Origin of the sequence: Chitinophaga sp. HK235 (assembly GCF_018255755.1) — a bacterium.
Classification (GTDB): Bacteria; Bacteroidota; Bacteroidia; order Chitinophagales; family Chitinophagaceae; genus Chitinophaga.
The window spans coordinates 4,992,410-5,017,238 of sequence record NZ_CP073766.1 but is presented as its reverse complement, the minus strand read 5'-3'; the positions used below and the strand labels follow the sequence as shown (position 1 = coordinate 5,017,238).

General features: G+C 46.2%; 21 protein-coding genes. 11 read left to right on the top strand and 10 right to left on the bottom strand.

Going from position 1 to position 24,829, the window contains the following annotated elements:
• Window positions 1–224 precede the first annotated feature (224 nt).
• The 3 genes from KD145_RS18660 to KD145_RS18650 all read left to right on the top strand — a co-directional run bounded on the left by KD145_RS18660 (window position 225) and on the right by KD145_RS18650 (window position 8,060).
• Window positions 225–3,392, top strand: a complete 3,168-nt coding sequence (locus KD145_RS18660; protein ID WP_212000704.1) for a TonB-dependent receptor — start codon at window positions 225–227, stop codon at window positions 3,390–3,392.
• A gap of 24 nt (window positions 3,393–3,416) precedes the next feature.
• Window positions 3,417–4,904, top strand: coding sequence for a RagB/SusD family nutrient uptake outer membrane protein (locus KD145_RS18655; RefSeq protein ID WP_212000703.1), 1,488 nt, complete (start codon window positions 3,417–3,419; stop codon window positions 4,902–4,904).
• A 126-nt stretch (window positions 4,905–5,030) separates the two neighbouring features.
• A complete protein-coding gene (locus KD145_RS18650; protein ID WP_249219437.1) occupies window positions 5,031–8,060 on the top strand; it encodes a glycoside hydrolase domain-containing protein in 3,030 nt (1,009 codons plus the stop codon).
• An 82-nt stretch (window positions 8,061–8,142) separates the two neighbouring features.
• Here the strand turns inward: KD145_RS18650 and KD145_RS18645 are convergent, their stop codons facing one another.
• Complete coding sequence (locus tag KD145_RS18645; protein WP_212000701.1) at window positions 8,143–9,012, bottom strand: SMP-30/gluconolactonase/LRE family protein; 870 nt, start codon at window positions 9,010–9,012, stop codon at window positions 8,143–8,145.
• 146 nt (window positions 9,013–9,158) lie between these two features.
• Here KD145_RS18645 and KD145_RS18640 point away from each other — a divergent pair, with 146 nt between their 5' ends.
• Window positions 9,159–10,211 (top strand): nucleoid-associated protein, encoded by a 1,053-nt coding sequence (locus tag KD145_RS18640; RefSeq protein WP_212000699.1) that lies wholly within the window; start codon window positions 9,159–9,161, stop codon window positions 10,209–10,211.
• A 190-nt stretch (window positions 10,212–10,401) separates the two neighbouring features.
• Here the strand turns inward: KD145_RS18640 and KD145_RS18635 are convergent, their stop codons facing one another.
• The 6 genes from KD145_RS18635 to radA all read right to left on the bottom strand — a co-directional run bounded on the left by KD145_RS18635 (window position 10,402) and on the right by radA (window position 16,587).
• Window positions 10,402–11,877 (bottom strand): regulatory iron-sulfur-containing complex subunit RicT, encoded by a 1,476-nt coding sequence (locus tag KD145_RS18635; protein ID WP_212000697.1) that lies wholly within the window; start codon window positions 11,875–11,877, stop codon window positions 10,402–10,404.
• A gap of 146 nt (window positions 11,878–12,023) precedes the next feature.
• A complete protein-coding gene (locus KD145_RS18630; RefSeq protein ID WP_212000695.1) occupies window positions 12,024–13,163 on the bottom strand; it encodes a hypothetical protein in 1,140 nt (379 codons plus the stop codon).
• 34 nt (window positions 13,164–13,197) lie between these two features.
• Window positions 13,198–13,746 carry a hypothetical protein gene (locus KD145_RS18625; protein ID WP_212000693.1) on the bottom strand — a complete coding sequence of 183 codons (549 nt, stop codon included), beginning with the start codon at window positions 13,744–13,746 and terminating at the stop codon, window positions 13,198–13,200.
• Between the two features lie 114 nt (window positions 13,747–13,860).
• Entirely contained in the window at window positions 13,861–14,382 is a 522-nt protein-coding gene (locus KD145_RS18620; RefSeq protein WP_212000691.1) for a glutathione peroxidase, read from the bottom strand.
• A 109-nt stretch (window positions 14,383–14,491) separates the two neighbouring features.
• Entirely contained in the window at window positions 14,492–15,181 is a 690-nt protein-coding gene (locus KD145_RS18615; protein WP_212000689.1) for a ComF family protein, read from the bottom strand.
• Window positions 15,182–15,207: 26 nt separating this feature from the next.
• Window positions 15,208–16,587 (bottom strand): DNA repair protein RadA, encoded by a 1,380-nt coding sequence (gene radA, locus KD145_RS18610; protein ID WP_212000687.1) that lies wholly within the window; start codon window positions 16,585–16,587, stop codon window positions 15,208–15,210.
• A 555-nt stretch (window positions 16,588–17,142) separates the two neighbouring features.
• Here radA and KD145_RS18605 point away from each other — a divergent pair.
• The 6 genes from KD145_RS18605 (at window position 17,143) to pyrH (ending at window position 22,004) form a co-directional block, all read left to right on the top strand.
• Entirely contained in the window at window positions 17,143–17,835 is a 693-nt protein-coding gene (locus KD145_RS18605) for a zinc metallopeptidase (RefSeq protein WP_212000673.1), read from the top strand.
• 400 nt (window positions 17,836–18,235) lie between these two features.
• Entirely contained in the window at window positions 18,236–18,679 is a 444-nt protein-coding gene (gene rplM / locus KD145_RS18600; protein ID WP_212000672.1) for a 50S ribosomal protein L13, read from the top strand.
• Between the two features lie 14 nt (window positions 18,680–18,693).
• Window positions 18,694–19,083 (top strand): 30S ribosomal protein S9, encoded by a 390-nt coding sequence (gene rpsI / locus KD145_RS18595; RefSeq protein WP_212000671.1) that lies wholly within the window; start codon window positions 18,694–18,696, stop codon window positions 19,081–19,083.
• A 62-nt stretch (window positions 19,084–19,145) separates the two neighbouring features.
• Window positions 19,146–20,150, top strand: a complete 1,005-nt coding sequence (gene rpsB / locus KD145_RS18590; protein WP_212000670.1) for a 30S ribosomal protein S2 — start codon at window positions 19,146–19,148, stop codon at window positions 20,148–20,150.
• 115 nt (window positions 20,151–20,265) lie between these two features.
• Window positions 20,266–21,090, top strand: coding sequence for a translation elongation factor Ts (gene tsf, locus KD145_RS18585; RefSeq protein ID WP_212000669.1), 825 nt, complete (start codon window positions 20,266–20,268; stop codon window positions 21,088–21,090).
• A 200-nt stretch (window positions 21,091–21,290) separates the two neighbouring features.
• Window positions 21,291–22,004, top strand: a complete 714-nt coding sequence (gene pyrH / locus KD145_RS18580) for a UMP kinase (protein ID WP_212000668.1) — start codon at window positions 21,291–21,293, stop codon at window positions 22,002–22,004.
• Between the two features lie 79 nt (window positions 22,005–22,083).
• Here pyrH and KD145_RS18575 read toward each other — a convergent pair whose 3' ends face one another.
• A complete protein-coding gene (locus tag KD145_RS18575; RefSeq protein ID WP_212000666.1) occupies window positions 22,084–23,199 on the bottom strand; it encodes a DUF3298 and DUF4163 domain-containing protein in 1,116 nt (371 codons plus the stop codon).
• An 86-nt stretch (window positions 23,200–23,285) separates the two neighbouring features.
• Here KD145_RS18575 and pdxH point away from each other — a divergent pair, with 86 nt between their 5' ends.
• Window positions 23,286–23,933: a pyridoxamine 5'-phosphate oxidase gene (pdxH, locus tag KD145_RS18570; RefSeq protein WP_212000664.1), complete on the top strand. Its 648-nt coding sequence runs from the start codon at window positions 23,286–23,288 to the stop codon at window positions 23,931–23,933.
• A 110-nt stretch (window positions 23,934–24,043) separates the two neighbouring features.
• On the opposite strand, the gene KD145_RS18565 is transcribed toward pdxH, so the two are convergent.
• Window positions 24,044–24,169 (bottom strand): 30S ribosomal protein THX, encoded by a 126-nt coding sequence (locus KD145_RS18565; protein ID WP_212000663.1) that lies wholly within the window; start codon window positions 24,167–24,169, stop codon window positions 24,044–24,046.
• 151 nt (window positions 24,170–24,320) lie between these two features.
• Window positions 24,321–24,590, bottom strand: coding sequence for an HU family DNA-binding protein (locus tag KD145_RS18560; protein ID WP_012788562.1), 270 nt, complete (start codon window positions 24,588–24,590; stop codon window positions 24,321–24,323).
• Window positions 24,591–24,829 lie beyond the last annotated feature (239 nt).

Sequence of the window (24,829 nt, the reverse complement as noted above, 5' to 3'; positions counted from 1 at the left end):
AACAATTATTCCACCTGTAAAATCCAATGAATGAACAGTAAGAACAACTGAAAAAAATTGGGGTAATGCGACTTACCCCAACCCAACGAAAATCACTTTTGGGCATACTGCCTTTGCGACGGGCAGCCTGCCGTAATTAATCGTTTAACTAAAATCTATACAAGTTTATGAAATCCACTCTAAACTTGGCGGCATTTCTTTGCCCCAGGCGAAAATCATTGCTTATGATGAGAATGACGGGGTTGCTGATTTTCGGAAGTATCCTGCAAGTATCTGCTACCATTTCCGCTCAGGAAAAAATCAGTGAATTACACGTAGAAAACAAAACTGTCCGTGAAGTTTTCAAGGTTATTGAAAACTCCTGCAGCTATCGCTTTTTTTACAACGAAAACTTCGCTGACCTCAACAGGTCAGTTTCTGTCGATGTAAAAAACAAAAAAATAAATGATGTCCTCAGTCAGCTGCTTTCCAGCGCCAATGTTACTTATCGGGTACTGGAAAACAACCTGGTGGTGATCACTCCTGTTAACAACCAGCAGATGAAAGTCACCGGACGAGTGACAGATGCGGCTACCAATGAGCCACTGCCAGGTGTTACCATTACCATAGAAGGCGCTACAGGTGGTGCTGTAACGGATGCCAGCGGTCACTATACCGTACAGGTACCCTCCGGCAACAGTATGCTCATTGTCTCCTTTATGGGATATGTGCAGCAGAAAGTGCCCGTAAACAACCGGACTGAAATTAATGTGAAGCTCGAAGGCGACACTAAAAAACTGGAAGAGGTGGTAGTAATGGGATATACCACCACTACTGTTAAAAACCTTACTGGTTCAGCTCAGTCAGTAGGTGGTGCCAAACTGAAGGATGTACAGGCTACCAGCGTAGATAAAATGCTGCAGGGTAAAGTAAGTGGTGTATTCGTTGGCAATAGCTCCGGCGATCCCGCTGCTGCTCCTGTAATCCGTATCCGTGGCAATGGTACACTCACTGCCGGTAACGCTCCGCTGGTAGTGGTAGACGGTATCATCGGTGGCCTGCCCAACCCCAGCGATATCGAAACCGTGACCGTTCTCAAGGATGCAGCAGCTACCACATTGTATGGTGCCCGTGCTGCCAATGGTGTAATGGTCATCACCACTAAAAGAGGTAAAGCGGGTAAAACACAGGTGAATTTCCGTACCAACGTGGGAACCGCCCAGCTCAATACCGGCCATTTCCACCTGATGGATGGTGCTCAGCTCTATGACCTGCAAACTGCAGCAGGCAGAAGCCTGGACCCTTCTCTCAAAGGCATCAATACCAACTGGCAAAAACTCGCCTTCCAGAATGCTTCCAACCAGAACTATGAACTTTCTACCAGCGGTGGCAACGAAAAAACAAAGTTCTACCTCGGTGGTAACTACTACAAAGAAGATGGTATCCTGAAAGGAACAGGCGTAGAGCGTTTCAGCGCAAGACTGAACATCGATCATAACATCACGGAAAAACTCCGTGTCAGCGCTAATTTCGCGGGTGTCCAGCAATCAGACCGGGACAATTCCGGTGGATCATTGTACCAGTATTACACCAACCTGCCCTGGGACCAGGCCTACGATCAGCAAGGCAAACCCGTGAACCCACTGGAAGCTGCCAACTGGTATGGCCGTGATATGTCCAACTTCCTGTATGATCAGCAATACAACTACGATAAAAATAAAAGACAGTCACTCGAAGGATTGCTGAAACTGGAATACGACATTACCAAATGGTTGTCTTTCAGCACCACCAACCGTGCGCAGTATTATCATTACCGCAATGAAAGTAATGGTGACGTGAGAACTTCCGCTGGTTCAGATGATCGGGGTAACCTGTATAACTATTACCAGGATTCTTCCGCGTACATCAGTTCCAACCTGTTGAAGGCCCGTTACACCATCAATAAGGTACATAATATCGATGGACTGGTAGGCGCTGAATTCCAGCAGGTCAACCTGAACAGCATCAACGCAAAAGGAAAGGGTATTCTCGCTGGTAAAGATATACTGGGTGCCACTTCTTCCCCCATGTCTATTGGCGGAGGTAAAACTGATCGCGCATTCAACTCTTATTTTATTCAGGCCAACTATAACTACAACTACAAATACTATTTCACTTCTTCTTTCAGAAGAGACGGCTCTTCCAAATTCGGCGCTAACCAGCAGTATGGCAACTTCTACGCGTTTGGTGCATCCTGGGCTGCCTCCGAAGAAAACTTTATCAAACAAATCAAGGCTATTACCAACCTGAAAATACGTGCCAGCTACGGTACTACGGGTAATGCTGAAATCGGCGACTATGCTGCTATCGGCGCATATGCCATCAATACACAGTACAACGGATTCCCTGGTGCATATCCAGGCGTTTACAATGTGCCTAACCTGTCCTGGGAAAAAGCCTACAATACCAACATCGGTTTTGATCTCGGGCTGTTTAACCGTATCAACCTGACAGTTGACCTGTATCAGAAAGACAGCAAAGACCTGCTGTTCAACGTACCGCTGCCTGGTACCGCTGGCTATAGCTTCATCGCTCAAAACGTAGGTAGTGTCAGGAACAAAGGGATAGAAATCAACCTGAGTACTGATAACTTCGTAGGGGAATTTAAATGGACTACAGATTTCAATATCGGCTTCAACAAAAACAGTGTACAGGACCTCTATGGTGGAAAAAGTTATATCACCGATCCGCTGAGTGGCTATTTCATTTTGCAGAAAGGCCAGGATATGCGCAGCTTCTATATGCGTAAATGGGCAGGCGTAGACCCGGCCAATGGTAATCCAATGTGGGAAAAGCTTACAACAGATGCTGAAGGAAAGGTTACACGCACCACTACCAGCAACTATAACGAGGCTACCCTTCAGGTGGTGGGTACTGCAACGCCTAAATTCTTTGGCGGTATGCGCAACGTATGGTCTTATAAAAACTTCCAGTTATCAGCCTTCCTGGCTTTTGTATCGGGTAATGACGTATACAATAGCACCCGTGAGCTGATGGACAACGACGGCGCTTATTATACCTACAACATGATGCAGCTCGATAAAGGCTGGAACCGTTGGCAGAACCCTGGTGATGTTGCTACCCATCCGAAGTATAAAATCGGCGGCAACAAGAATGCACACAAACCATCTTCCAGATTCCTGGAGAATGGTAGTTATCTCCGTCTGAGGAATGTGAACCTGAGTTATTCACTGCCTAAACAATGGCTGGACCGCGCCCGCATAAACAACGTACGGGTGTCTGTTGGTGGTGATAACCTGTGGACCCTTACCAAATTCTCCGGCATTGATCCGGAAGTGGACGACAGAGGTATTAATGGTACTAAATATCCTATGAGTACCAAGTGGTTTGCCGGACTGGAAATCAATTTTTAACAGGGCGCAAAAACGAAAATTATTATGAAGCAGATATCAAAATATTTTGCAGGACTCTCGCTGATAGCACTCACTGCGTCCTGCTCACTGAATAAAGAACCTTATAGTGCTATTCCCGATGATGGCATTCTGAAGGATGAAACCAAATGGCCCGCTGCTACTGCCGGTAACTATGCTTTGCTGAAGGAAGAGGATTTTACCCGCAACTATTTTCAGATGGGTGAATTTCCAAGTGATGATATAACGTTGAGTGGTGCTACTACCGACCCGTTGTTTTATTCTTATACCTACGGGCATATCACCAATCAGGGAAATACAAGGCAGATATGGCGTATGGGATACAAAGCGATCAATGGCTGCAACCGGTTACTGGAAGTAATGCCTGAAGGTAAATCCGCCGCTATTGATGAACTGATCGGGGAAAACTTGTTCATCCGCGCGTTTGTACATTTCGGTCTGGTAAGATCCTTTGGACGGCCTTATGCTCAAAGTCCGGAAACTAATTTAGGCGTTCCCGTTATCACCAAATATGATATAACGGCTATGCCTAAACGTAATACGGTAAAAGAGGTATATGCACAGATCGTGGCAGATCTGTCACGTGCCAAAAAACTGATGAACAACGATAATGCCAACAGTTATGCCACCAAAAACGCTGCCATGGCGCTGCTGGCGCGGACGTATCTGTATATGGGCCGCAACGACTCTGCTGCTATCTATGCAGATTCTGTGATCACCTATGGTAAAAAATACCAGCTGGTGAGCACCGGAGAGCTTCCGCGGTACTTTGCCAAAAGCAATGAGAATAATGAAGAGACAATCTTTGCCATCCATCACACCCTGCAGGACGACCGGACATGGAGCTCCATCGGTTCCATGTATTATATGTCTCCGGGTGGCCAAGGATATGGGGAGATATATGCCTCTGATGCTTATCGCGCACTGCTCGACAAACATCCGGAAGATGTAAGGCATGCCTTTGTGCAACCAGTATACCTGAAAGACCAGAACGGTCAGGATTCTCTGGACGCAAATGGTGTGAAAGTGATGGCAAAACGTAACGGAATCAATAAATGGTATATCCTCAAGTACTCCAATCAGGACAACGTACCTACACTGAGTTCGCCTGTAGTACTGCGGCTGGCGGAAATGTACCTGATCAGGGCGGAAGCCAATGCCAAGATGGGTAATGATGCTGCGGCATTGAGTGATGTAAATATCATCCGCACCAGAGCCGGTCTGAGTGGTAATGCCCTCTTCTCTTCCAGCAATATGCTGGGATATACTACTGTGCTGGACGTGGTACTGGACGAGCGCAGGCTGGAACTGGCCTTTGAAACACATCGTGTATTCGACCTTTTCCGGAACAACAAAAACCTTTTCCGTGATTATCCGGGCGTACAGCCAGACCACCCGCAGACAGTGAAATACACCGATGCCAGAGTGGTACACTTTATTCCCGAATCGGAAATCCTGCTGGACCCCAACCTGGTACAGAACCCGATTCAGTAAAAAATACAGAAAAGCCTCGCCCAGCGGGGCTTTTCCATTTATAATAATAATCAGGGAAAAAACAGGTTTCCTGCGTAAATTCAGCCCCGCAGTGACACAATGAAAAAATAAAAACTATTCTCTTACATGTATCAGAGCAATCACCATCTCCGCCTGGTGCGGAAAGGACTGATGCTGGCAGGATTTACCTTTTCCTTTCTCGGCGCCGCTATGGCGCAGCAGGTGAAGTATACTGCCGGTAACAACAGCTGGGACGCCGACTCCCTCGGAAATCACCGCGCCGTAGTCAACTTCAACGGAAACGCCGGAACTGCCCGTGTAGTCATCCCATGGCGCCGTCGCGACGAACACCCGGAACAGAAACGTATCATCATCCAGGACGCACAAACGAAAAAGAAAATAGACAACGTGCTGCCGCTGGCCATCAACCGCGAACAGGGCGACATTCTCTTTGAAGCCGCATCCGGCAAGGGAACATATTACATCTATTATCTGCCTTATAAAAATGAAGGAAGGTCCAATTACCCTAAAGGAGTGTATCTGACACCAGAAACCGCTGCAGGCAATAGCTGGGCAAAAACAGCGGTCATTCCGCCAAAACCCAATGCCACCCTGCGTGAGCTGGAAGCTATCGATACCTTCAATTCCTTTTATCCGATGGAAGTGATTGCCACAGCGACTGAAGAAAAACAGCTGCTGCTGAAACACCCCGGTGCCGGCTACCTGGTTTTCCCGGAAGACCGTGCCTTCCCCATCAAAATGACGAAGGATCTTCCCCAGCGCTGGATACAGCAAGGGCCGTCACAGGCTTTCTCCGGCCAGGCTGACAAAGGTGAGTATTACGCTTTCCAGCTGGGCATCTACGCGCTGAAAACACTGAAAAACGTTACCATTACCTTCAACGATCTGAAGACAGCTGACGGTAAAACTATCCCGGCTGCACAACTCAATTGTATCAATACCAACGGTACTACCTACGACGCTAAACCATTTACCGCTAAAGTAGAGGTGCCTGCCGGAACGATACAGGCCATGTGGTGTGGCATAGACGTGCCTGCCAGCGCCGCACCAGGCCTTTATAAAGGAGTGGCTACCATCCACCCCGACGGCATGCCTGCCATGCCGATAAGGCTTAATCTCACGGTAACAGGTAAAACAGCAGTCAACAGTGGATTTAATGAACCCTGGAAACAGACCCGTCTGAAGTGGTTGAACTCCACCATGGCACAGGAAAATACAGTGATCGCCCCTTACACACCACTGGAAATAAAAGATAGCGTGATCAGTCTCCTGGGCCGTAAGATGGGTATTCATAAAGATGGTTTCCCCGCACAGATACAAACTTTCTTTACACCGGAAATGACTTCCTTGTCTTCAGAGGCGAAGAACATCTTTACAGAACCGGTACATTTTCACTTCATTGCTGCTGCCGATGGAAAGGACCTGAAATGGAAGAGCAATGGCTGGCAGCTCATCGCCAAAGATGCCGGAAAGATCAGCTGGAAAGCCACCAACACCACTACTGGCCTGCAAATGGATGTACAGGCTTCACTGGAATTTGACGGCTCTGTGGACTATATCGTAAAAGTGCTGGCACTGGAAGATATAGCCCTGAAAGATATTACCCTTCACCTGCCGTTTGAAAAAGGTGCCGCGAAATATATGATGGGCCTTAATCAGAAAGGTGGGCTGCGCCCGGAGAAAATCGACTGGAAATGGGTTGTACAACATAAAAACCAGGATGGGGCCTGGCTGGGTGATGTGAACGCCGGCCTTCAGTTCACCCTCCGGGATCAACATTATGTGCGTCCGCTCAATACCAACTTCTATCTCCAGAAACCGCTGTTGTTACCCGCTTCCTGGGGTAATGGTGACAAAGGCGGTATCACTATCGGTGAAAAAGGAAAGGCGATACTGGCAAACTGTTACAGTGGCGAACGTACGTTGCACAAAGGCGATACCCTGTATTTCAACTTCCACCTGATTATTACTCCTTTCCACCCGATCAACACCGATTTTCAGTGGAGCACCCGCTTTTATCACAAGTACAATAACCTGGACAGCATCAAAGCTACCGGTGCTACTGTGGTCAATATCCATCACGGTAATGATATCAATCCATGGATCAACTATCCGTTCATCGAATGGAAGAAGATGAAGGACTATATTGATGTGGCGCACAGCAAAGGGCTGAAAGTAAAAATCTATAATACGGTGCGTGAGCTTTCCAATCATGCCTGGGAGACGTTCCCGCTCCGCAGTCTGGGACATGAGGTATACAGCCCGGGTAAGGGAGGTGGCTTCTCCTGGCTGCAGGAACATGTTGACAGCGATTATATTGCTGCGTGGTTTGTGCCGGAGTTTAAAGATGCAGCCATCATCAACAGTGGTATGAACCGCTGGCATAACTACTATGTGGAAGGAATGAACTGGCTGGTGCAAAATGTGGGTATTGATGGTATTTACCTGGATGATGTGGCTTTTGACAGGGTGACGATGAAACGTATCAAGCGGGTGCTTACCCAGAGCGGACATCCGGGCATCATCGACCTTCACTCTGCCAATCAGTACAACAAATCGGATGGTTTTATCAACAGCGCTATGTTGTATATGGAACACTTCCCTTACCTGAACAGGCTTTGGTTTGGTGAGTATTTCGATTATGAAAACAATAGCCCCGACTTCTTCCTGACGGAAGTCAGCGGTATTCCTTTTGGTCTGATGGGAGAGATGTTGCAGGATGGAGGCAATCCATGGCGGGGTATGGTATATGGCATGACCAACCGCATGCCCTGGTCTGATAATGCAGATCCGCGCCCTATCTGGAAAGTATGGGATGATTTTGGTATGCAGGGAACCCGGATGATCGGATACTGGGTAGACAACAATCCTGTTAAAACCAATAACCCGTTGGTGCCGGCTACTATTTATAAAAAAGATGGTGCTGTGTTGATATCCCTGGCCAGCTGGGCTAAAGAAGATACCACTATCCAGCTGTCCATCGACTGGAAGGCACTGGGAATAGATCCCGCCAAAGCTGTTATAACGGCGCCGGACATACGCAATTTTCAGCAAGGTCAGGTATTCAGCAAGGACGCAAAAATACCAGTGACGAAAAACAAAGGCTGGTTACTGCTCATCAAACCGAACCGCTGATAAATGCTGTTTTTTTGATGCTCCTGATGAGCGAAGATAAAAGCAAAGGGCCCATTGAATCATATCAATGGGCCCTTTGCTTTTATCGGTTAAATATCTCCACACATTTTCTATCCTGCAATGTCACATAAACCGTTTTGCGGTCTTTGCCGCCAAAGATGAGGTTACTGCATTGTTTGCCTTTGAGGGGAACTTCGCGGATAAGTTCACCTTTGGGAGAGAATATGGCGATAACACCTTTGCCCCAACGGGCAATGTAGAGGTTACCAGCTTCATCGCATTTCATGCCATCCAGGCCGTAGTCGGGGAAGGAGGTGAAGAGGGTTTTATTGGAGACGTTACCGGCTTTATCAACATCGTATTTCCAGACTTTACGTTGTACGCTTTCGTTAACGTAGAGTGTTTTTTCGTCGGGGCTCAGTATGATGCCGTTGGTGGTGCCCATACCGGTTTCGAGGAGTACGGGCTGGCGGTTGGGATCGATGCGCCAGATCTGGCCGCCGTTGCTGGCCCATGCCGGGTCGGAAGCGAAGATCTGATCTCTTTTATTGATGCAGAGATCATTGGGCTGATTGAATTTATCGGAATGGGTGTAAACACTGATTTTTTTCGTCTTCATGTTGACGATCAGTATGTTATGTCCTTTGAAGTCGGGGAGGAGCATATCACCTTTGCTGTTGAAGTTGACGCTATTGGCTACGCTGCCTTCGGGGAGTGTGATGAATATTTCGCCCTCGCCGGTTTTGGTATTGATTTTACCGACGGTACCATCTTTCTGGAAGTTGACAACATAAAAATTACCGGCTTTATCAAAGTTAGGGCCTTCAATGTTGACAGAGAACATATTTTCGGCAGTCAGGTCTCTGGCTTCATAGAGGGGGTGGGCAGATTGGGCCAGAGAAGGGAGGCGCTGACCGGCCACCATAGCCAGGAGTAACAGGTATTTTTTCATGAGCTAGAATATTTGAAGGGTTAAGTTAAACAAGAATTAGTGATTTTTTAATGTATATCCCTGGGAGCGGGTGGTGGTGGACTGCGGTGTTTTTTCAGGGATGGAGAGGCTAGGGGACTGTCAACTTATTTCTTAATTTTGCGCCCATGATTCACGTTTCGGAGTTTAAAGACCTTTCACAGCTTACGATCCATAAGGTGGGCAACTCAGCTAACGAGGAACCGCTTCTTTGTTCCAAGGCGCCATTACAGCTGGAAGATGAGACCATCGCCCAGCTGCTGATTACTTATTTTATACAGCCTTTTACCAATGCAGCGGAGTTTTTCCGGTTTTATCATGAGGCAGATTTACAATTGAATGAAATATTTCAATATTGTCGCCGTATATTTACTGACCAGAATGAATTTCAGGAGCAGTCTGTTAATATCGCCAAACATCTATATAAACATTCCACCCATCCAAAAGTTAAGGGGGGAGAGCTTTATATAGCCTACTTTAGCAAGTGTCAGGTTGATGGGGAGGAAGTAGCAGCCATTGGCATATTCAAATCGGAAAATCGGGATACCTATCTGAAAGTGTTTTTATCTGATGAGAACTATCAGGTAAATTATGAGGATGGTATTAATATCAATAAGCTTGACAAAGGATGTCTGATCTTTAATACAGAAGAGGATAACGGATATAAGGTCAGTATAGTTGACAGTATCAGCAAACAAACGGAAGCAGTATATTGGAAAGACGCGTTTTTACAGGTGCAGCGCCGTGAAGACAGCTACCATCAGACGGAAACTGCCGTGAATATGTGCAAACAGTTTATTCACAACAAGCTGCCAACCGAATATGAAATGGACCGTGTAGACCAGGTAGATCTGTTAAATAAATCAGCCGCCTATTTTAAGGAGAAAGAGCAGTTCCAGCTGGAAGATTTTGCACAGGAGGTATTGGGCCATCCCGACGCGATTGCATCATTTAAGGAATACAGGAACGAATACCAGCAAACTTATCAGCAGGAGATCCCTGACGAATTTGAAATATCAGCGCCAGCAGTGAAGAAACAACAGAAGGTATTTAAGAGTATCCTGAAGCTGGACCGCAACTTTCATATTTATATTCATGGTAACCGCGAAATGATTGAACGCGGTTTCGATGAAGCCACAAACCTGAACTACTATAAGCTGATGTTTGAAAACGAGACATAAGCGGTAGAGGCCACAGGTAGCCGTGTTGTTGAATTGGTGAGAGAGATGATCACAATATTTTTTAAGTTTTTCTCATAAGCAAAAACCAATTGTTAACAAAGGCTGCCTCATCTGGGCGGCCTTTTATTTTATATATCTACTTAATTAAGCAAAAAAAGACAACCATTACGGTTGTCTTTTTTTTATGCTTTTAAGATTTGTTATTGTTATTGGGCTGGTTGGGCCTTGGTTTATGCCGGGGTGGGCGACGGTCTTGTTTGGGTTGTCCGCCTTGCCCGCCTTGTCCCTGCTGGCCCTGGTTTTGAGAAGGTTTTGGGCCTTGTTCCTGCCGGGGTTGCTGTTCGCGGCCTTGTTTTGGCTGACCGCCCTGCTGTCCCGGACCTTGTTTACCACGGCCTTCCTGTTTGTTTTTACGTTCAGGGTGATGGCGCTCGTGGCGTTCATGACGTTGAGCTGCCTGTTTGGGTTCCTGCTTTTGTTCGGTTTTAGGACCGCCACCCTGTTGTTTTTGTTCACCGCCTGGTTTTTGTTGTTTCTGGCGGTCTTTATCTTTTTGTTTGCGTTTCTGCGCAGTTTTTTCCAGCGATTTCAGGCTGATCTGGCCTACTACATCGGCAAAGCCAAGGTCGGCTTCTTTCGGTTTGGCAGTCATGACTTCCACCGGTTTGAGTTCGTCGGGTTTTATACCCTGCCGGTTAAGCTGACGGATTTCCCTTGCCCTGGTGATAGTAAGCGGATATTGTTTGTTGCTGCCTTCATAGGAATACCACATCAGGCTCTTGAAGATGTCCCTTTTCTGCAGATTGGCAACGCCAGCGGCAGTTTCGATGGTATCTACATCGTCCGGGAATTCTTTCAGGGCATCCAGATAGGTGTCCAGTTCGTAGTTGAGACAGCATTTCAAGCGTCCGCACTGACCGGATAACTTGGCCTGATTGATAGACAGGTTCTGATATCTGGCGGCAGTGGTGTTAACGCTTTTAAAGTCTGACAGCCAGGTAGCGCAGCAAAGTTCCCTGCCGCAGCTGCCGATGCCACCTACTTTTCCGGCTTCCTGGCGGGCGCCTATCTGGCGCATCTCCACCTTGGCCCGAAATTCAGAAGCATATACTTTGATGAGTTCGCGAAAATCGACACGGTCATCTGCTGTGTAAAAGAAAGTGGCTTTACGGCCATCAGCCTGTATCTCCACTTCGGCCAGTTTCATTTCGAGCCCCATGTTGCGTGCAATGGCCCTGGATTTTATCAGGGCGTCTTTTTCGCGGGCTTTATTATCGGCCATTCTTTGAAGGTCGTCGTTACTCGAACGACGTAAAACTTTTTTGATATCGGGGGTGTCTTCCGCACGCTTTTTCTTCATTTGAAGCTTTACCAGTTCGCCCGTAAGGTTTACTGTGCCAACATCAAAGCCGCTTACACCTTCTACAGTCACCATCTCGCCTTTATCAAAAAGCTGTTTGGTAACATTACGGTAGAAGTCCTTGCGACTGCCATTGTTGAAACTCACTTCTATAATATCAAATGGTGCTAAGCTATCGCCAAGTGGAATATTGGACAGCCAGTCAAATACATTCAGTCTGTTACAACCTCCCGTGCTGCATCCTCCATTACTCTTGCATCCTGACGGCTTTCCATCCACACCCGTACCACATCCGGCACAAGCCATATTAATAATTAGTTTAAATTTTATAAATAAGCATTTCAGGTTATTCCAATCCTTTAAAATACGCTTTTCCTTGCAGAAAAACAAAAAGACCGGAGCTAACAAAGGTAAGGAAATGCCATGACAAGAGGAGAGCGGCTTTCCGGTTATTACAGAACTGGTATAGGTTTCTTTTTGAATATATATTGTAGCTTGATAGACAGTGCATGAAATAACATTTTTGCATTGGCATTCCGCTCAATATGATAATAGGCATTATCCAGTGTTTCCACAATCTGTGCAGTCTGCTCCAGGTCGGCCAGCTTTGAAAGTTTAGTGGCAAAGTCCACCTCTTCATCTGAAAATGCCAGCTGTGCCTTGTCGAGGTACCGTAACCGCAGCGTATGTTCCAGCAGGTTGATAAAATACCGCAGGAACTGTTTCTGATTTTCACGACCTGTTTTGGCGCTGGAAATTCCTTCTATCCATTCCTGCAACGCTACCCGGTTACCTGTAAACAGGTAGTTGAGCCAGTTACGCAGCAGCTCGTGATAATCATCGTCTGAGTTCTGAAGCAGGAAGATCGCTTCCCGGTAATTGCCGGCGGTGATAGTGGCAACCTGCCGGGCCCTGGCGGCAGGCACTTTGGCCCTTTCCATCAGGGCTTTTTCCATTTCATCCCGTTGAAGGGGATTTATTTTGATGAGATGTGTGCGTGACAGGATGGTAGCCAGGATCTGTTCCTGATTTTCGGCAATCAGAATAAAGAGCGTGTTGGCAGGAGGCTCTTCGATCAGCTTCAGCAAGCGGTTGCCTTCGTTGCCCAGGTACTCCGGCATCCACATCACCAGGATCTTGTAGCCGCTTTCAAAACTTTTGAGGTTCAGTTTGCGGATGATGTCCTGGCATTCGCTGGCTGTAATATTACCCTGTTTGTTTTCTGCTCCGATAAACTGCAGCCAGTCATAGGCATTACCATATGGGTTAGTCGCCACAAACTCCCTCCATTCGGAAATATAGTCTGTGCTGACAGGTTTATCTCCCGGTTTCCGGGGAATGACCGGATAGGAGTAATGAATATCGGGATGTATGTGTTGGGATGCTTTCAGACATGCCGGACATTGACCGCAGGCATCCTGTGCTTGTTTGTTTTCACACACAAGATACTGGGTAAAGGCCAGCCCCAAGGGCAGTCCGCCGGCCCCTTCAGGCGCCAGTAGTATCATGGCATGACTGAGCCGGTTCTGTTGTATGGATTGAATCAGTTGTTGTTGGGCAGCTGCCTGTCCTATAATTTCAGAGAAAAGCATGGTCGCAAGATACTGAAAAGGGGGTAATCCATGATTAATGTAACGTCACATAACATGCATTCCGGAATACACCGGAGCCGGTCACCTTGTGCCCGGAAGCCTCAAAATAGAAGTGTCCGCTTACTTTCTTCAGTTTGGTGTTAATGAAGTCCAGCGTAATGCTGGAGGTGTCTGTGTTTAAATAGGTATAGCTTCCTGAGTTGTAGATGGCTGCTACTACCAGACCGTTCTGCTGCCGGGTTGTTTTGGAATACACGTAGGTCTTCAGTTTAAGGCTGTCGTTACCAATGGTGGCGTCCGGATAGGGACCATCTACCAGGTTGATGACCAGTTTAAAGCTGTCGCTCAGCGCTTCCATACTCAGTACTTTGGTACCACCGCTATCCAGCTGTTGCCGGAAAAGCGTGCTGGTGCTAAGGTTCATAGGGCGGGTGGTGTTCTGTACGGTGCCCGTAATAGTTATTTCCGGACAGGAAAGAACTGGAGTCTCGATGTCTTGCTGACAGGCGGCCAGGCACAATACAAATGCCATGAAAACCGGAATAGCGGTTTTCCTCAGGGCTACGGAATGTCGGTTTCTCATGTACTATATATATCCACTGTTGTAATGACACAGGCGCACTAACGTATAAGTATATACGCAGGCGTGTAACTTTTTATTACACTAAGTTGGTAAAAGGAGTAAAAAAAGTAATGGCTACTTCTCGATAGCAGCAATTACTTCAGGTGCATCCGGTTGTGTTTTGGGAGAAAACACAGCTACGAGGTTTCCCTTTTCATCCAGCAAATACTTCTGGAAATTCCACTTAACGTCGGCAGGTTCCAGGTGTTTGGCCTTGCTTTCTTCCAGCAGCCATTTGTACAGAGGATGGATATCATCTCCCTTTACAGATATCTTGGCGGCCATTGGAAAGGTAACCGCATACTGTTTGGTACAAAAAGTTTTGATCTCAGCATTGCTGCCGGGTTCCTGCGAACCGAAATTGTTCGCCGGGAAACCTATGATCACAAGTTTGCCCTGATATTTCTGGTATATTTTTTCCAGCGCTGCATATTGTGGGGTATTGCCACAAAGAGAGGCTGTATTGACAATCATGATTTTTTTGCCTTTGAAGCGGGAGAAGTCAATCTTGCTTCCATCAAGGCTATCCACCTTGAAATCGTAGATACGTGGACCAGCAAAGAAAAGAAGGACTGAAAGTAAGGCCGCTTTAAACATAAAAATATTTTTAGAGGGGTGAATCAGATTTTTGAAACGCAATGGCGCGTGGCAGTCAACGCCGGTGTAAAGATAATTATCCCTGTTGATAAATTGAATTAACTTTTTGTTAGCCGAAAGCCCAGGCCAGACAGCTGATACTTACCGTTGCGCCTGCCTCCTGCAAGGCACGACCAGCGGCTTCGGTAGTGGCTCCGGTAGTGATTACATCATCTACTAAAAGTACATGCCTGCCCGTTAGTAATGCGGGGTCTGCCCTGAATACATCTTTTACATTATCCCAGCGGCTGATCCGGCTCTTCCTGGTTTGTGTATCGGTATACTGCAGTCTGCCCAATGCCCGCGGTAACACTGGCATGTTTATCACACCGGCCATAGCAGTGGCCAGCAGGGTAGCCTGATTGTAACCGCGCTGTTTTTCCTTGCGGGGAAACAGTGGCACCGGTACCAGCATATCTATCTCCGTTATCCAGCTGCATTCGCGCAACATATAACCGGCCTGGGTGCCTAGCCAGGTAGCAATGTCTTTTCGCTGCCGGTATTTGAAGTGATGTATCAGCAGCTGCAATCCGGATGACTGGCTATAGTAATAGGCGGCTGTGGCATGGGCAATATCCAGGCGTCCGCGGAAAATATGCGCTACCGGATTGCCTTCATAGCGGTGAAAATTAGTAACAGGGAGGTTGTCGCGGCAGTGCAGACACAACAGGTTATCCGTCGGAGACAGCTCCTCACCACATATCTCACAGCAATGCGGATAAAATAATTGTAACAAAGGGGATAACAAACGGGTAAACATTGGGTCAGTATTATATGTATGGAATATCAGAACAGCTGTTGATATACCTCTTCCACTCTTCCTACAGGAATTACCTCTATGTTGAATTTACTGAGATCGATTCCTTTTTTGTTATAACGGGAGATAAATATTTTATGGAAGCCCAGCTTTTCCGCTTCTGCAATGCGTTGTTCGATACGGTTGACAGCGCGTATTTCACCACTCAGTCCTACTTCACCGGCGAAACATATTTTGTTGGCGATGGCGTTATCTTCATAAGAAGAGAGCAAAGCACAAAGCACAGCGAGGTCAATGGCCGGATCTTCTACCCGTAAGCCACCGGCGATATTGAGGAAAACATCTTTTACGCCGAAATGGAAGCCACCACGTTTTTCCAGTACGGCGAGCAGCAGCTGCAGGCGGCGCAGGTCAAAGCCGGTAGCGGTACGTTGCGGCGTGCCATATACGGATTGGGTGACCAGAGCCTGTACTTCTACGAGCAACGGGCGAAGGCCTTCCATGGTAGCAGCAATAGCCACACCACTCAGCAGATCGTCACGCTGGGAGATGAGTATTTCAGAAGGGTTGGTAACCTGTCTTAACCCCGTGCCGGTCATTTCATAGATGCCCAGTTCGGCGGTAGAGCCAAACCTGTTTTTGATGGTGCGCAGGATGCGATAGGCATAATGCTGGTCACCTTCAAACTGTAATACGGTGTCTACCATGTGCTCCAGTACTTTAGGGCCTGCGATGGAACCATCTTTGGTAATATGACCAATGAGAAAGACGGGGATATTACTCTCTTTGGCAAAGCGTTGCAGCTCGGCGGTCGTTTCCCTGATCTGGGATACGCTGCCGGGAGCGGATTCTATCAGGGGGGTATGCAGTGTCTGAATAGAATCTACGATCACCAGCTGAGGCTGTAGTTTTTTGATTTCGGAGAAGATGGTCTGTGTAGACGTTTCAGTGAGCAGATAAAACTGTTCGTTGGAATTCTGGATGCGGTCTGCCCGCATTTTTATCTGTTGTTCACTTTCTTCACCGCTGATATAAAGTGTTTTAGTGTTTTTCAGTTGAAGGGCATTCTGCAGGAACAGCGTGGATTTGCCGATACCTGGCTCACCGCCTACCAGTACGAGTGAACCGGCTACAATACCGCCTCCGAGCACACGGTTTAATTCGTTGTCGGGAGTTAATAAACGTTTTTCTTCGTTGGTGATAACTTCAGAGAGGTTAATGATTTTCTGTGTGCGGCCGTTGGGGCCGTCGTTGTTTTTCCATTCATATTGTTGTTTGCCGGGAATGTCTTTCTGGACTCTTTCTTCCACGAAGGTGTTCCATTGTCCGCAACTAGGACATTTACCATTCCATTTGGCGGATTCGTATCCACATTGCTGGCAAAAAAAAGCGGTTCTTATCTTACTCATAAAATTTTTAAACAGGAGTTACAAAGTAAGTGGTTTTAAAAAATATGGGGTTGAAATGTTAAAAGAGGGGTTAAAAAGGAGGGAAGAAAGTCTTTAAAAGAGAAAAGAGCCAAACGGAAGATTCCGTTGACTCTTTCTACTTACTAACCCATTAAATTCAGGTCTAAATTACAAAATGGCTTCAGAATAAAAAAGTTTATTTAATTGATGTGAATAACTTTTGATTGATTTTCGTAATGTAAGAAAGTGGCTGCCATCGCTTGTTTCAGGCGCTGTTTTGTCCAATATTACTTTCATTGGCAACTCGTAAAATGTTGATAAATAGGGTTGATGTTGATGATTTTTGCATATGAAAAAATTAACATAAGATGTGGGCTTCCGGCTGCCAAACCGGCCGTATTTTCATGCTTTTTTACGAAAAATAGACAAAATGGCAGTGTTAAATTTGTGCGAGGGAAGAGACAGACAGGGTTGTCAGGAAAAGTCTTAAATAAAACTTAAAACGGGGTGTCTGGACGGATATTTGTGCCTGTTTAAGACCAAATTTCATAAAGTATGACACCAGGAATCATGTTTGTTTCGCTGATTTTTGTGGGGATCAGCTTTCTTGTAAGCTACGTTTTAAAAAGCAAGTTCCGGACCTACAGCGAGGTACCTACTTCATCCGGACTCACCGGGAAGCAGATTGCCGAAAAGATGCTGCGGGATAATAATATTTACGATGTGCAGGTATTGTCTGTTGATGGATTTTTATCAGATCACTATAATCCGGCCAATAAAACGGTCAACCTGAGCCCGGACGTATATGAGGGCGCTAATGTGGCTGCCGCCGCGGTGGCAGCCCATGAATGTGGCCATGCGGTACAGCATGCTGCTGCCTATCCCTGGCTGGGGCTCCGTTCCCGGCTGGTGCCGGCGGTGCAGTTCAGTGCCTCTCTGGTACAATGGGTATTACTGGCCGGAATCCTGTTGATTAACACCTTTCCTCAGCTATTATTGGGGGGTATTATCCTTTTTGGTATTACCACGGTTTTTGCCCTGATTACCCTGCCCGTGGAGTTTGATGCTTCCCGCCGTGCACTGGCATGGCTCGACAGGAGTCAGGTGATGCAGCCACAGGAACACGATAAGGCCAAAGATGCTCTCTGGTGGGCAGCGATGACCTATGTAGTGGCAGCACTGGCCTCTCTGGCTACCCTGTTCCAGTATATTCTTATATATATGGGCGCACGGGACCGGAACCGGTGATGAGGATGCTGCTGCGGATGTTCCTGATAGTTCATGCATACTTATGCATTGCCAGATACAGATATATAAAATTCCTCATTAAAGTGTTAAATATCTACAATGTGTATATAGTTAATTATAAATGCATTGATGTTTTTTGAATTATTCAGAGAGCCCATTGACAAAACGGTCAATGGGTCTTCGGTTTATCTTTATTCATCAGGTGCATCAGCATCATCAGATGCGTTACAGTTCTGTGTTAATAACTTTTATACAAAATTTTTATTGAAAATCAATCAATTGCAAAGGTATGCTGTAAAAAAAGAACTAAAATGTATGGTTATTAAAAATGCGGAATGTACCTTTGCACTCCCCACAACAGGGGATTGTTTACAAGACGTAACTTTTATCGTATACAACAATGAACACATTAAGCTTTAAAACTAAATCAGCTAACGACGCTTACGTAAAGCGCGACTGGCATATAGTAGATGCTACCAACCTGACGCTCGGAAGAGTTTGTGCGAAGATGGCAGCCATACTGAGAGGTAAAAACAAACCTTACTATACGCCTCATACTGATTGTGGTGATTTCATCATCGTGATCAATGCGGAGAAAATCGCTTTGACCGGCAATAAAATGGCGGAAAAAGAATACATGCACTACACTGGTTACCCAGGTGGTCAGAGAGTAGAACTGGCTAAGGATCTGATCCGTCGCCGTCCAGAGGTAATGATTGAAAAGGCGATCAAAGGTATGTTGCCTAAAAATCGTCTCGGTCGTAAAATGTACAAAAAACTGTTTGTATACGCCGGCACAGAGCATCCTCATGCAGCGCAGAAACCAAAACCATTAACTTTCTAATTTTTCTCTGATACATGGAAAAGCAAAAAAATACAATAGGTCGTCGTAAGGAAGCTGTTGCCCGCGTGTATATCAACAAGGGTACCGGTAACATTACTGTTAACGACAAGGATTATAAAAACTACTTTTCTTTGATCTACCTGCAAAATCAGGTGGAGCTCCCTTTCAAAACCATCGAAGCGCTCGATAAATTTGACGTAAAGATCAATGCACAGGGTGGCGGTATCAAAGGACAGGCAGAAGCGATTAAACTGGGTATTGCGCGTGCACTGTGCGAAGTGAACATCGAGTTCCGTCCCGCACTGAAAGCAGCCGGTCTGCTGAAACGTGATCCTAGAAGCGTAGAACGTAAGAAACCAGGTAAAGCGAAAGCAAGAAGAAGCTTCCAGTTCTCTAAACGCTAATTTTGAGTACTTAGCCATTATCGCTAAACATTATTTGATCCTTTTAATTGAGCAATATAAACATGGAAAATAATACCTCATTGCAGCAGCAGTTACTGGAGGCAGGTGTTCACTTCGGTCACCTGAAGAAGAAATGGAATCCTAAAATGCTGCCTTATATTTTCGCAGAAAAGAAAGGTATTCATATCATTGATCTGAACAAAACCGTTGAAGGTTTACAGGAAGCAGCAGCTGCCCTGAAATCTATCGCAAAAAGCGGTAAAAAGATCATGTTCGTTGCTACTAAAAAGCAAGCGAAAGAAATCGTAGCAGATGCTGCGCGTAACATCAACATGCCTTTCGTTACTGAAAGATGGTTAGGTGGTATGCTCACCAACTTCTCTACTATCCGTAAGAGCGTGAAGAAAATGCAGAGCATTGAAAAAATGCTGCAGGACGGAACTTTCGACAACATCACTAAAAAAGAACGTCTGACTTTAAGCCGTGATAAAGAGAAAATGGAAAAAGTGCTGGGTGGTATTGCCCAACTGGCACGTGTTCCAGCCGCTCTGTTCATGGTGGATATCAGCCACGAACACATTGCTCTGGCAGAAGCTAAACGTCTGGGCATTGTTACCTTCGGTATGGTTGATACCAACTCCGATCCTAGCAAAGTTGACTTCGCTATTCCTGCGAACGACGACGCTACCAAATCCATCGCTATCATCACCAGCTACATCTGCGCAGCAATCGCAGAAGGTCTGTCTGAAAGAGCTACTGAAAAATCTGAAGAAGTAGAAGAGGAAGAAGAAGCAGATGATAAAGCACGCAAATTTGAAGTAGAAGGCGGTGAAGACCGTGAAAGAGGTCGCAGAAGCCAAGGCGGCGGCGGCCAGGGTGGCGGTAACCGTGGCGGTGGCCAGGGTGGCGGCAACCGTGGTGGTGGCCAGGGTGGTAACCGTGGCGGTGGCCAGGGTGGTAACCGTGGTGGCGGCCAGGGTGGTAACCGTGGCGGTCAAGGTGGTGGACAACGTCGTCCTGCCAACGCTGGCGGCGGTGCTCCTAGAAAACCAGGTGCCGGTAAATAATATCAATCGACATTCTCTTGATATTTTGTTTAAAATGCAGCGAAGACACCCTTCGCTGCATTTTAAATAATAAATCCCGAAACAAAACTTTAATACTCTTAAATCAATATAGCTCATGGCAACAATTACAGCAGCTGATGTAAACAAACTGCGTCAGCAAACTGGTGCGGGTATGATGGATTGCAGAAAAGCACTGGTAGAAAGCGAAGGTGATTTCGAAAAAGCAGTAGACTACCTGCGTAAGAAAGGTCAAAAAGTAGCTGCTCTGCGTTCCGACCGCGAAACTAAAGAAGGTGTTATCATCGCTAAAGTAGCTGCTGATGGTAAATCCGGTGTAGTAGTAGGTCTGGGTTGTGAAACTGACTTCGTGGCTAAAAACGAAGACTTCGTGAAATTTGCACAGGCTATCGTTGATCTGGCGCTGGCTAAAGGTATCAAAACTATTGAAGACCTGAACGCTGCTGAACTGGATGGCGCTACCGTTGCTGATAAAGTAAACGACCAGGTTGCTAAAATCGGTGAAAAAATCACCCTGAATAAATTCGAATTCGTAGAAGCTGGTGGCGTTACTGCCTACATCCACGGTAACTACCGTATGGGCGTACTCGTAGCTTTCTCTAAACCTGTTTCTGAAGAAGTAGGTAAAGACATCGCTATGCAGATCGCTGCTATGAGCCCAATCGCTGTTGATGCTGACAGCGTTCCTGCCGACGTAATCGCACGCGAAAGAGAAATCGCTGTTGAACAGGTAAAAGCAGAAGGTAAACCAGCTGAAATGGCTGAGAAAATCGCTGCCGGTAAAGTGAACAAATTCTTCAAGGAAAGCACCCTGCTGCAACAGGCTTTTGTTAAGGATAACAACAAATCCGTAGCAGATTACCTGAAATCAATAGATGCTGACCTGAAAGTAAACAGCTTTAAGCGAATCGCTTTAGGTTAATACAATCATATTATTAAAAAGGAGAGAATACCAGTTCTCTCCTTTTTTTTGCGCACTGTAAATCCAGTCGGCGGCATAACTCCTGCATACAACAAAATCATCGACATTTTGCTTTCCCTTGCAGCTTTTTGCCATTTAATTGTATCTTAGGATACCGTAATTACATTACAAATCACAATCTTACAATATTTTATAGCGTCATGTTGCCAAAGTATAAGCGTATTTTGCTCAAATTGAGCGGTGAGGCCCTTATGGGAGATGCAAATTATGGTATTGATCATAAGGTAATTACCCAGTATGCCTACGATATCAAAGCTGTTACCGACCTGGGTGTTCAGGTGGCCATCGTCATCGGTGGCGGTAATATCTACCGTGGAATGAATGAAGCCGAAACCGGCATTGAAAGAGCCCAGGGTGACTATATGGGCATGCTCGCCACCGTGATCAACGGAATGGCCCTGCAAAGCGGACTGGAGAAAATAGGGCTCTATACCCGCCTCCAATCAGCTATCAAAATGGAACAAATCGCAGAACCTTATATCCGCCGCCGCGCTATCCGCCACGTGGAAAAAGGTCGCGTGGTTATATTCGGCGCCGGTACCGGTAACCCGTACTTTACAACCGATACCGCCGCATCACTCCGTGCTATCGAAATACAGGCCGATGTAATCCTTAAAGGAACCCGCGTAGACGGTATCTATACCGCCGACCCCGAAAAGGATCCCACCGCCACCCGCTTCGAAACCATTACCTTCTCTGAAGTATATCAGAAATCACTCAACGTAATGGATATGACAGCATTCACCCTCTGCCAGGAAAATAAACTGCCTATCATCGTATTTGACATGAACAAACCAGGTAACCTCCTGAACGTAATCATGGGCAAAAATGTAGGTACCCTGGTGAAAGGATAAGATACTTTTTCTCTAAAAGACAAAGACCTGAGCAATGTTCATCATCGCTCAGGTCTTTGTCTTTTAATATCCTTGTCTGTTACTGTTTCTTCATAATACTCTTCAGCTCCGTAAACGGAATGAACAACGTTACCTGCCCCAACGCATATGGCCCTATCTCATAGGGTACATAACTAAAAGCAACCCCCTTGCCGGTAACAATAAAGTTGTTATTGGGTACTATCGTCTTTACCAGCAGGCTCTGGTCCAGTGACTCATCTTCATCTATATGGAACTTCTTCCGGAAAGCCTTATCCAGCAAAGGAGACAGCACTTCCTTATAACCCGGTTTGAAGAAGTCATCCGGTGTCAGCACTTTGCGTTTGGAGAGGTCCAGCGTCCGATAGGTAGCTCCCCAGTTGCCATGCGCTCCGCCGGTAAAATCGTAGGCATACTTCTCAATCACGAGCAAAGGCCAGGTGTTCCATACTACCTTCATATCGCTTTCGGTAGTCCAGTTCCAGGATGCAGACTGTCCATCTGCTATATCGCTGGTATCGGCATCTTTGGCGGCTATACGATAACTGGTCACAAAAGAATCAATGGCTCTTCTGACAAACTGCTGCGGATCGCTGATATGTACATCACCGGTGATCTCTTTGCGGAGAAATGCCGATAGGGTACTATCTGTGCTGGAGTCTGGCCAGATAATACTATTGGAAGCAAGCCCCAGCGGTGAGCCCGCAAAGGAGGGAAGCAGTCTGATAGAATCGGCACTGTAGAAAACCTGTAACTGCTGTGCTTTCCGAAGATCTGTATGCAGCTCAAAATGGTAAGAGGTGCTGTCGCCATGCCATACTCCCTTGAAGATACCATCATCGTTGAGCGTGCCTCCGAAAAAACGTTCTTCCTCCCGGTTGCTGTTATCTTCGTAAATCTTTACCTGGTCTGCATCCTGGCTGCCCCATATACTAATGGGAACGCCAGTACTGTCATAACAATAATAACCACGGTACAGGTTAGGGGCAGTTTTCATCAGTTGCATGGTGATATGCCGGTCTCCTATGGCGCCTTTCAGCTGGGTATAATAATAAGGGGTGCTGGCCAGCGGTACCACTATACTAGTGCTGTCACTTTTAGCCTTTTCTTGCTTGCCGCTATTACAGGCAGGCAACAGGCTGCCAGCCAGCAATAGTAATAGGAGTACTCTTTTCATACTATGATTTATATCAGGTCGCCCAAAATTACTATTATCCTTCCATACCTTTGTTTACAGGTTTAAACCAATTAAATATTTACAACATGTTGAACCAGAAAGTAGCTGATCTGAGAAAAGACTATAAGCTGGCCTCCCTGGATGAGAGTGATGTAGCGCCTGGTCCCCTGGAGCAATTCGAAAGATGGTGGCAGGATGCCCTTACCAGCGAGATAGATGAACCTAATGCCATGACACTGGCTACCAGTACGCCGGATGGCCGTCCTTCCGCCCGCATCGTATTGCTGAAGGGTTTCAATGAAGAAGGGTTTATGTTTTTCACTAACTACGAAAGCCGTAAAGGACAGGAGCTGGCGGAGAATCCCCGGGTGACGTTGCTGTTTTTCTGGCGCGAACTGGAGCGACAGGTACGTATAGAGGGCACCGTTACCAAAGCCGCTGCCGCTGTCAGCAATGAGTATTACAACAGCCGTCCGCTGGGCAGCAGAATAGGAGCTATCGCTTCGCCGCAAAGCAAGGTGATTTCCGGCCGTACCTTCCTGGAGGAGCAGGTAGCACAGGTCGCCGCAAAATGTGAACAGGAAGCGCCTCAAAGGCCCGATTACTGGGGTGGATATATTGTGAAGCCGGAGGCGATAGAATTCTGGCAGGGAAGAAGCAGCCGCTTACACGACCGTATTTTGTATACCCTTACTGCAGATGGCAGCTGGAAGATAGAAAGACTGGCACCGTGATATTTAAGTATTTAGGCATTTGGGCATTTAGATATTTAGGTATTTGATCCGTTGCAGTTCTTCGCTGCATTTCAATATCTAAATACCTAAATATCTAAATGCCTAAATCTTTATGCTTTTTTCTCAGCTTTAGGAGCCGCTGCAGCAGCAGATTTCCTGGTTCTTGCAGGTCTAACTTTACCGAAAGATTTGCTGAAGATTTTACCTCTTTTGGTTTTAATATCTCCTCTACCCATAACAAATAATTTGAAATTTGTGGTTTTGTAAAATGATGTTATCAGGCTGCAAAATACGCCAATTCGCTTAAATAGTCTACAGCCTGGCTTTCATATAAAAAAAAAGCAAGAAACATGATTGTTCCTTGCTTGAATAAGTTGTGCTAACTGATTAGAGCTTGTCGGATAAAGCTTTACCAGCTTTGAATTTAGCAACTTTTTTAGCTTTGATCTTGATGATCTGGCCAGTCTGTGGGTTTCTACCGTTACGTGCAGCACGTTTGGAAACGGAGAAAGTACCAAAACCAACTAAAGTTACTTTGCCACCTTTTTTCAGGGTGTCAGCAACAGCTTTGGTGAAAGAATCCAGCGCTTCGTTAGCTTGGGTTTTAGTGATACCTGCGTCTTTAGCAAGCTTGTCGATTAATTCGGCTTTGTTCATAGTTAGTAAGATTTAACTAGTGAAAAAATGTTTGATGTGAGCAAATATAGCGCGTTTTATCAGATTACCAAATTTTTTACAACTTTTTTATAGAAATTTTTATCGGCTGAAAAACGCTACTGGTAACGGTTACAGCTGATTGGGGTCCTGAGTGCTAAAGGGTGAAACTTTAGCAGGTTTCCACAGAACTGTGGCCCATAGCAACTTTCCCGGTTTTTTATCATTAAACGCAAGTCCTT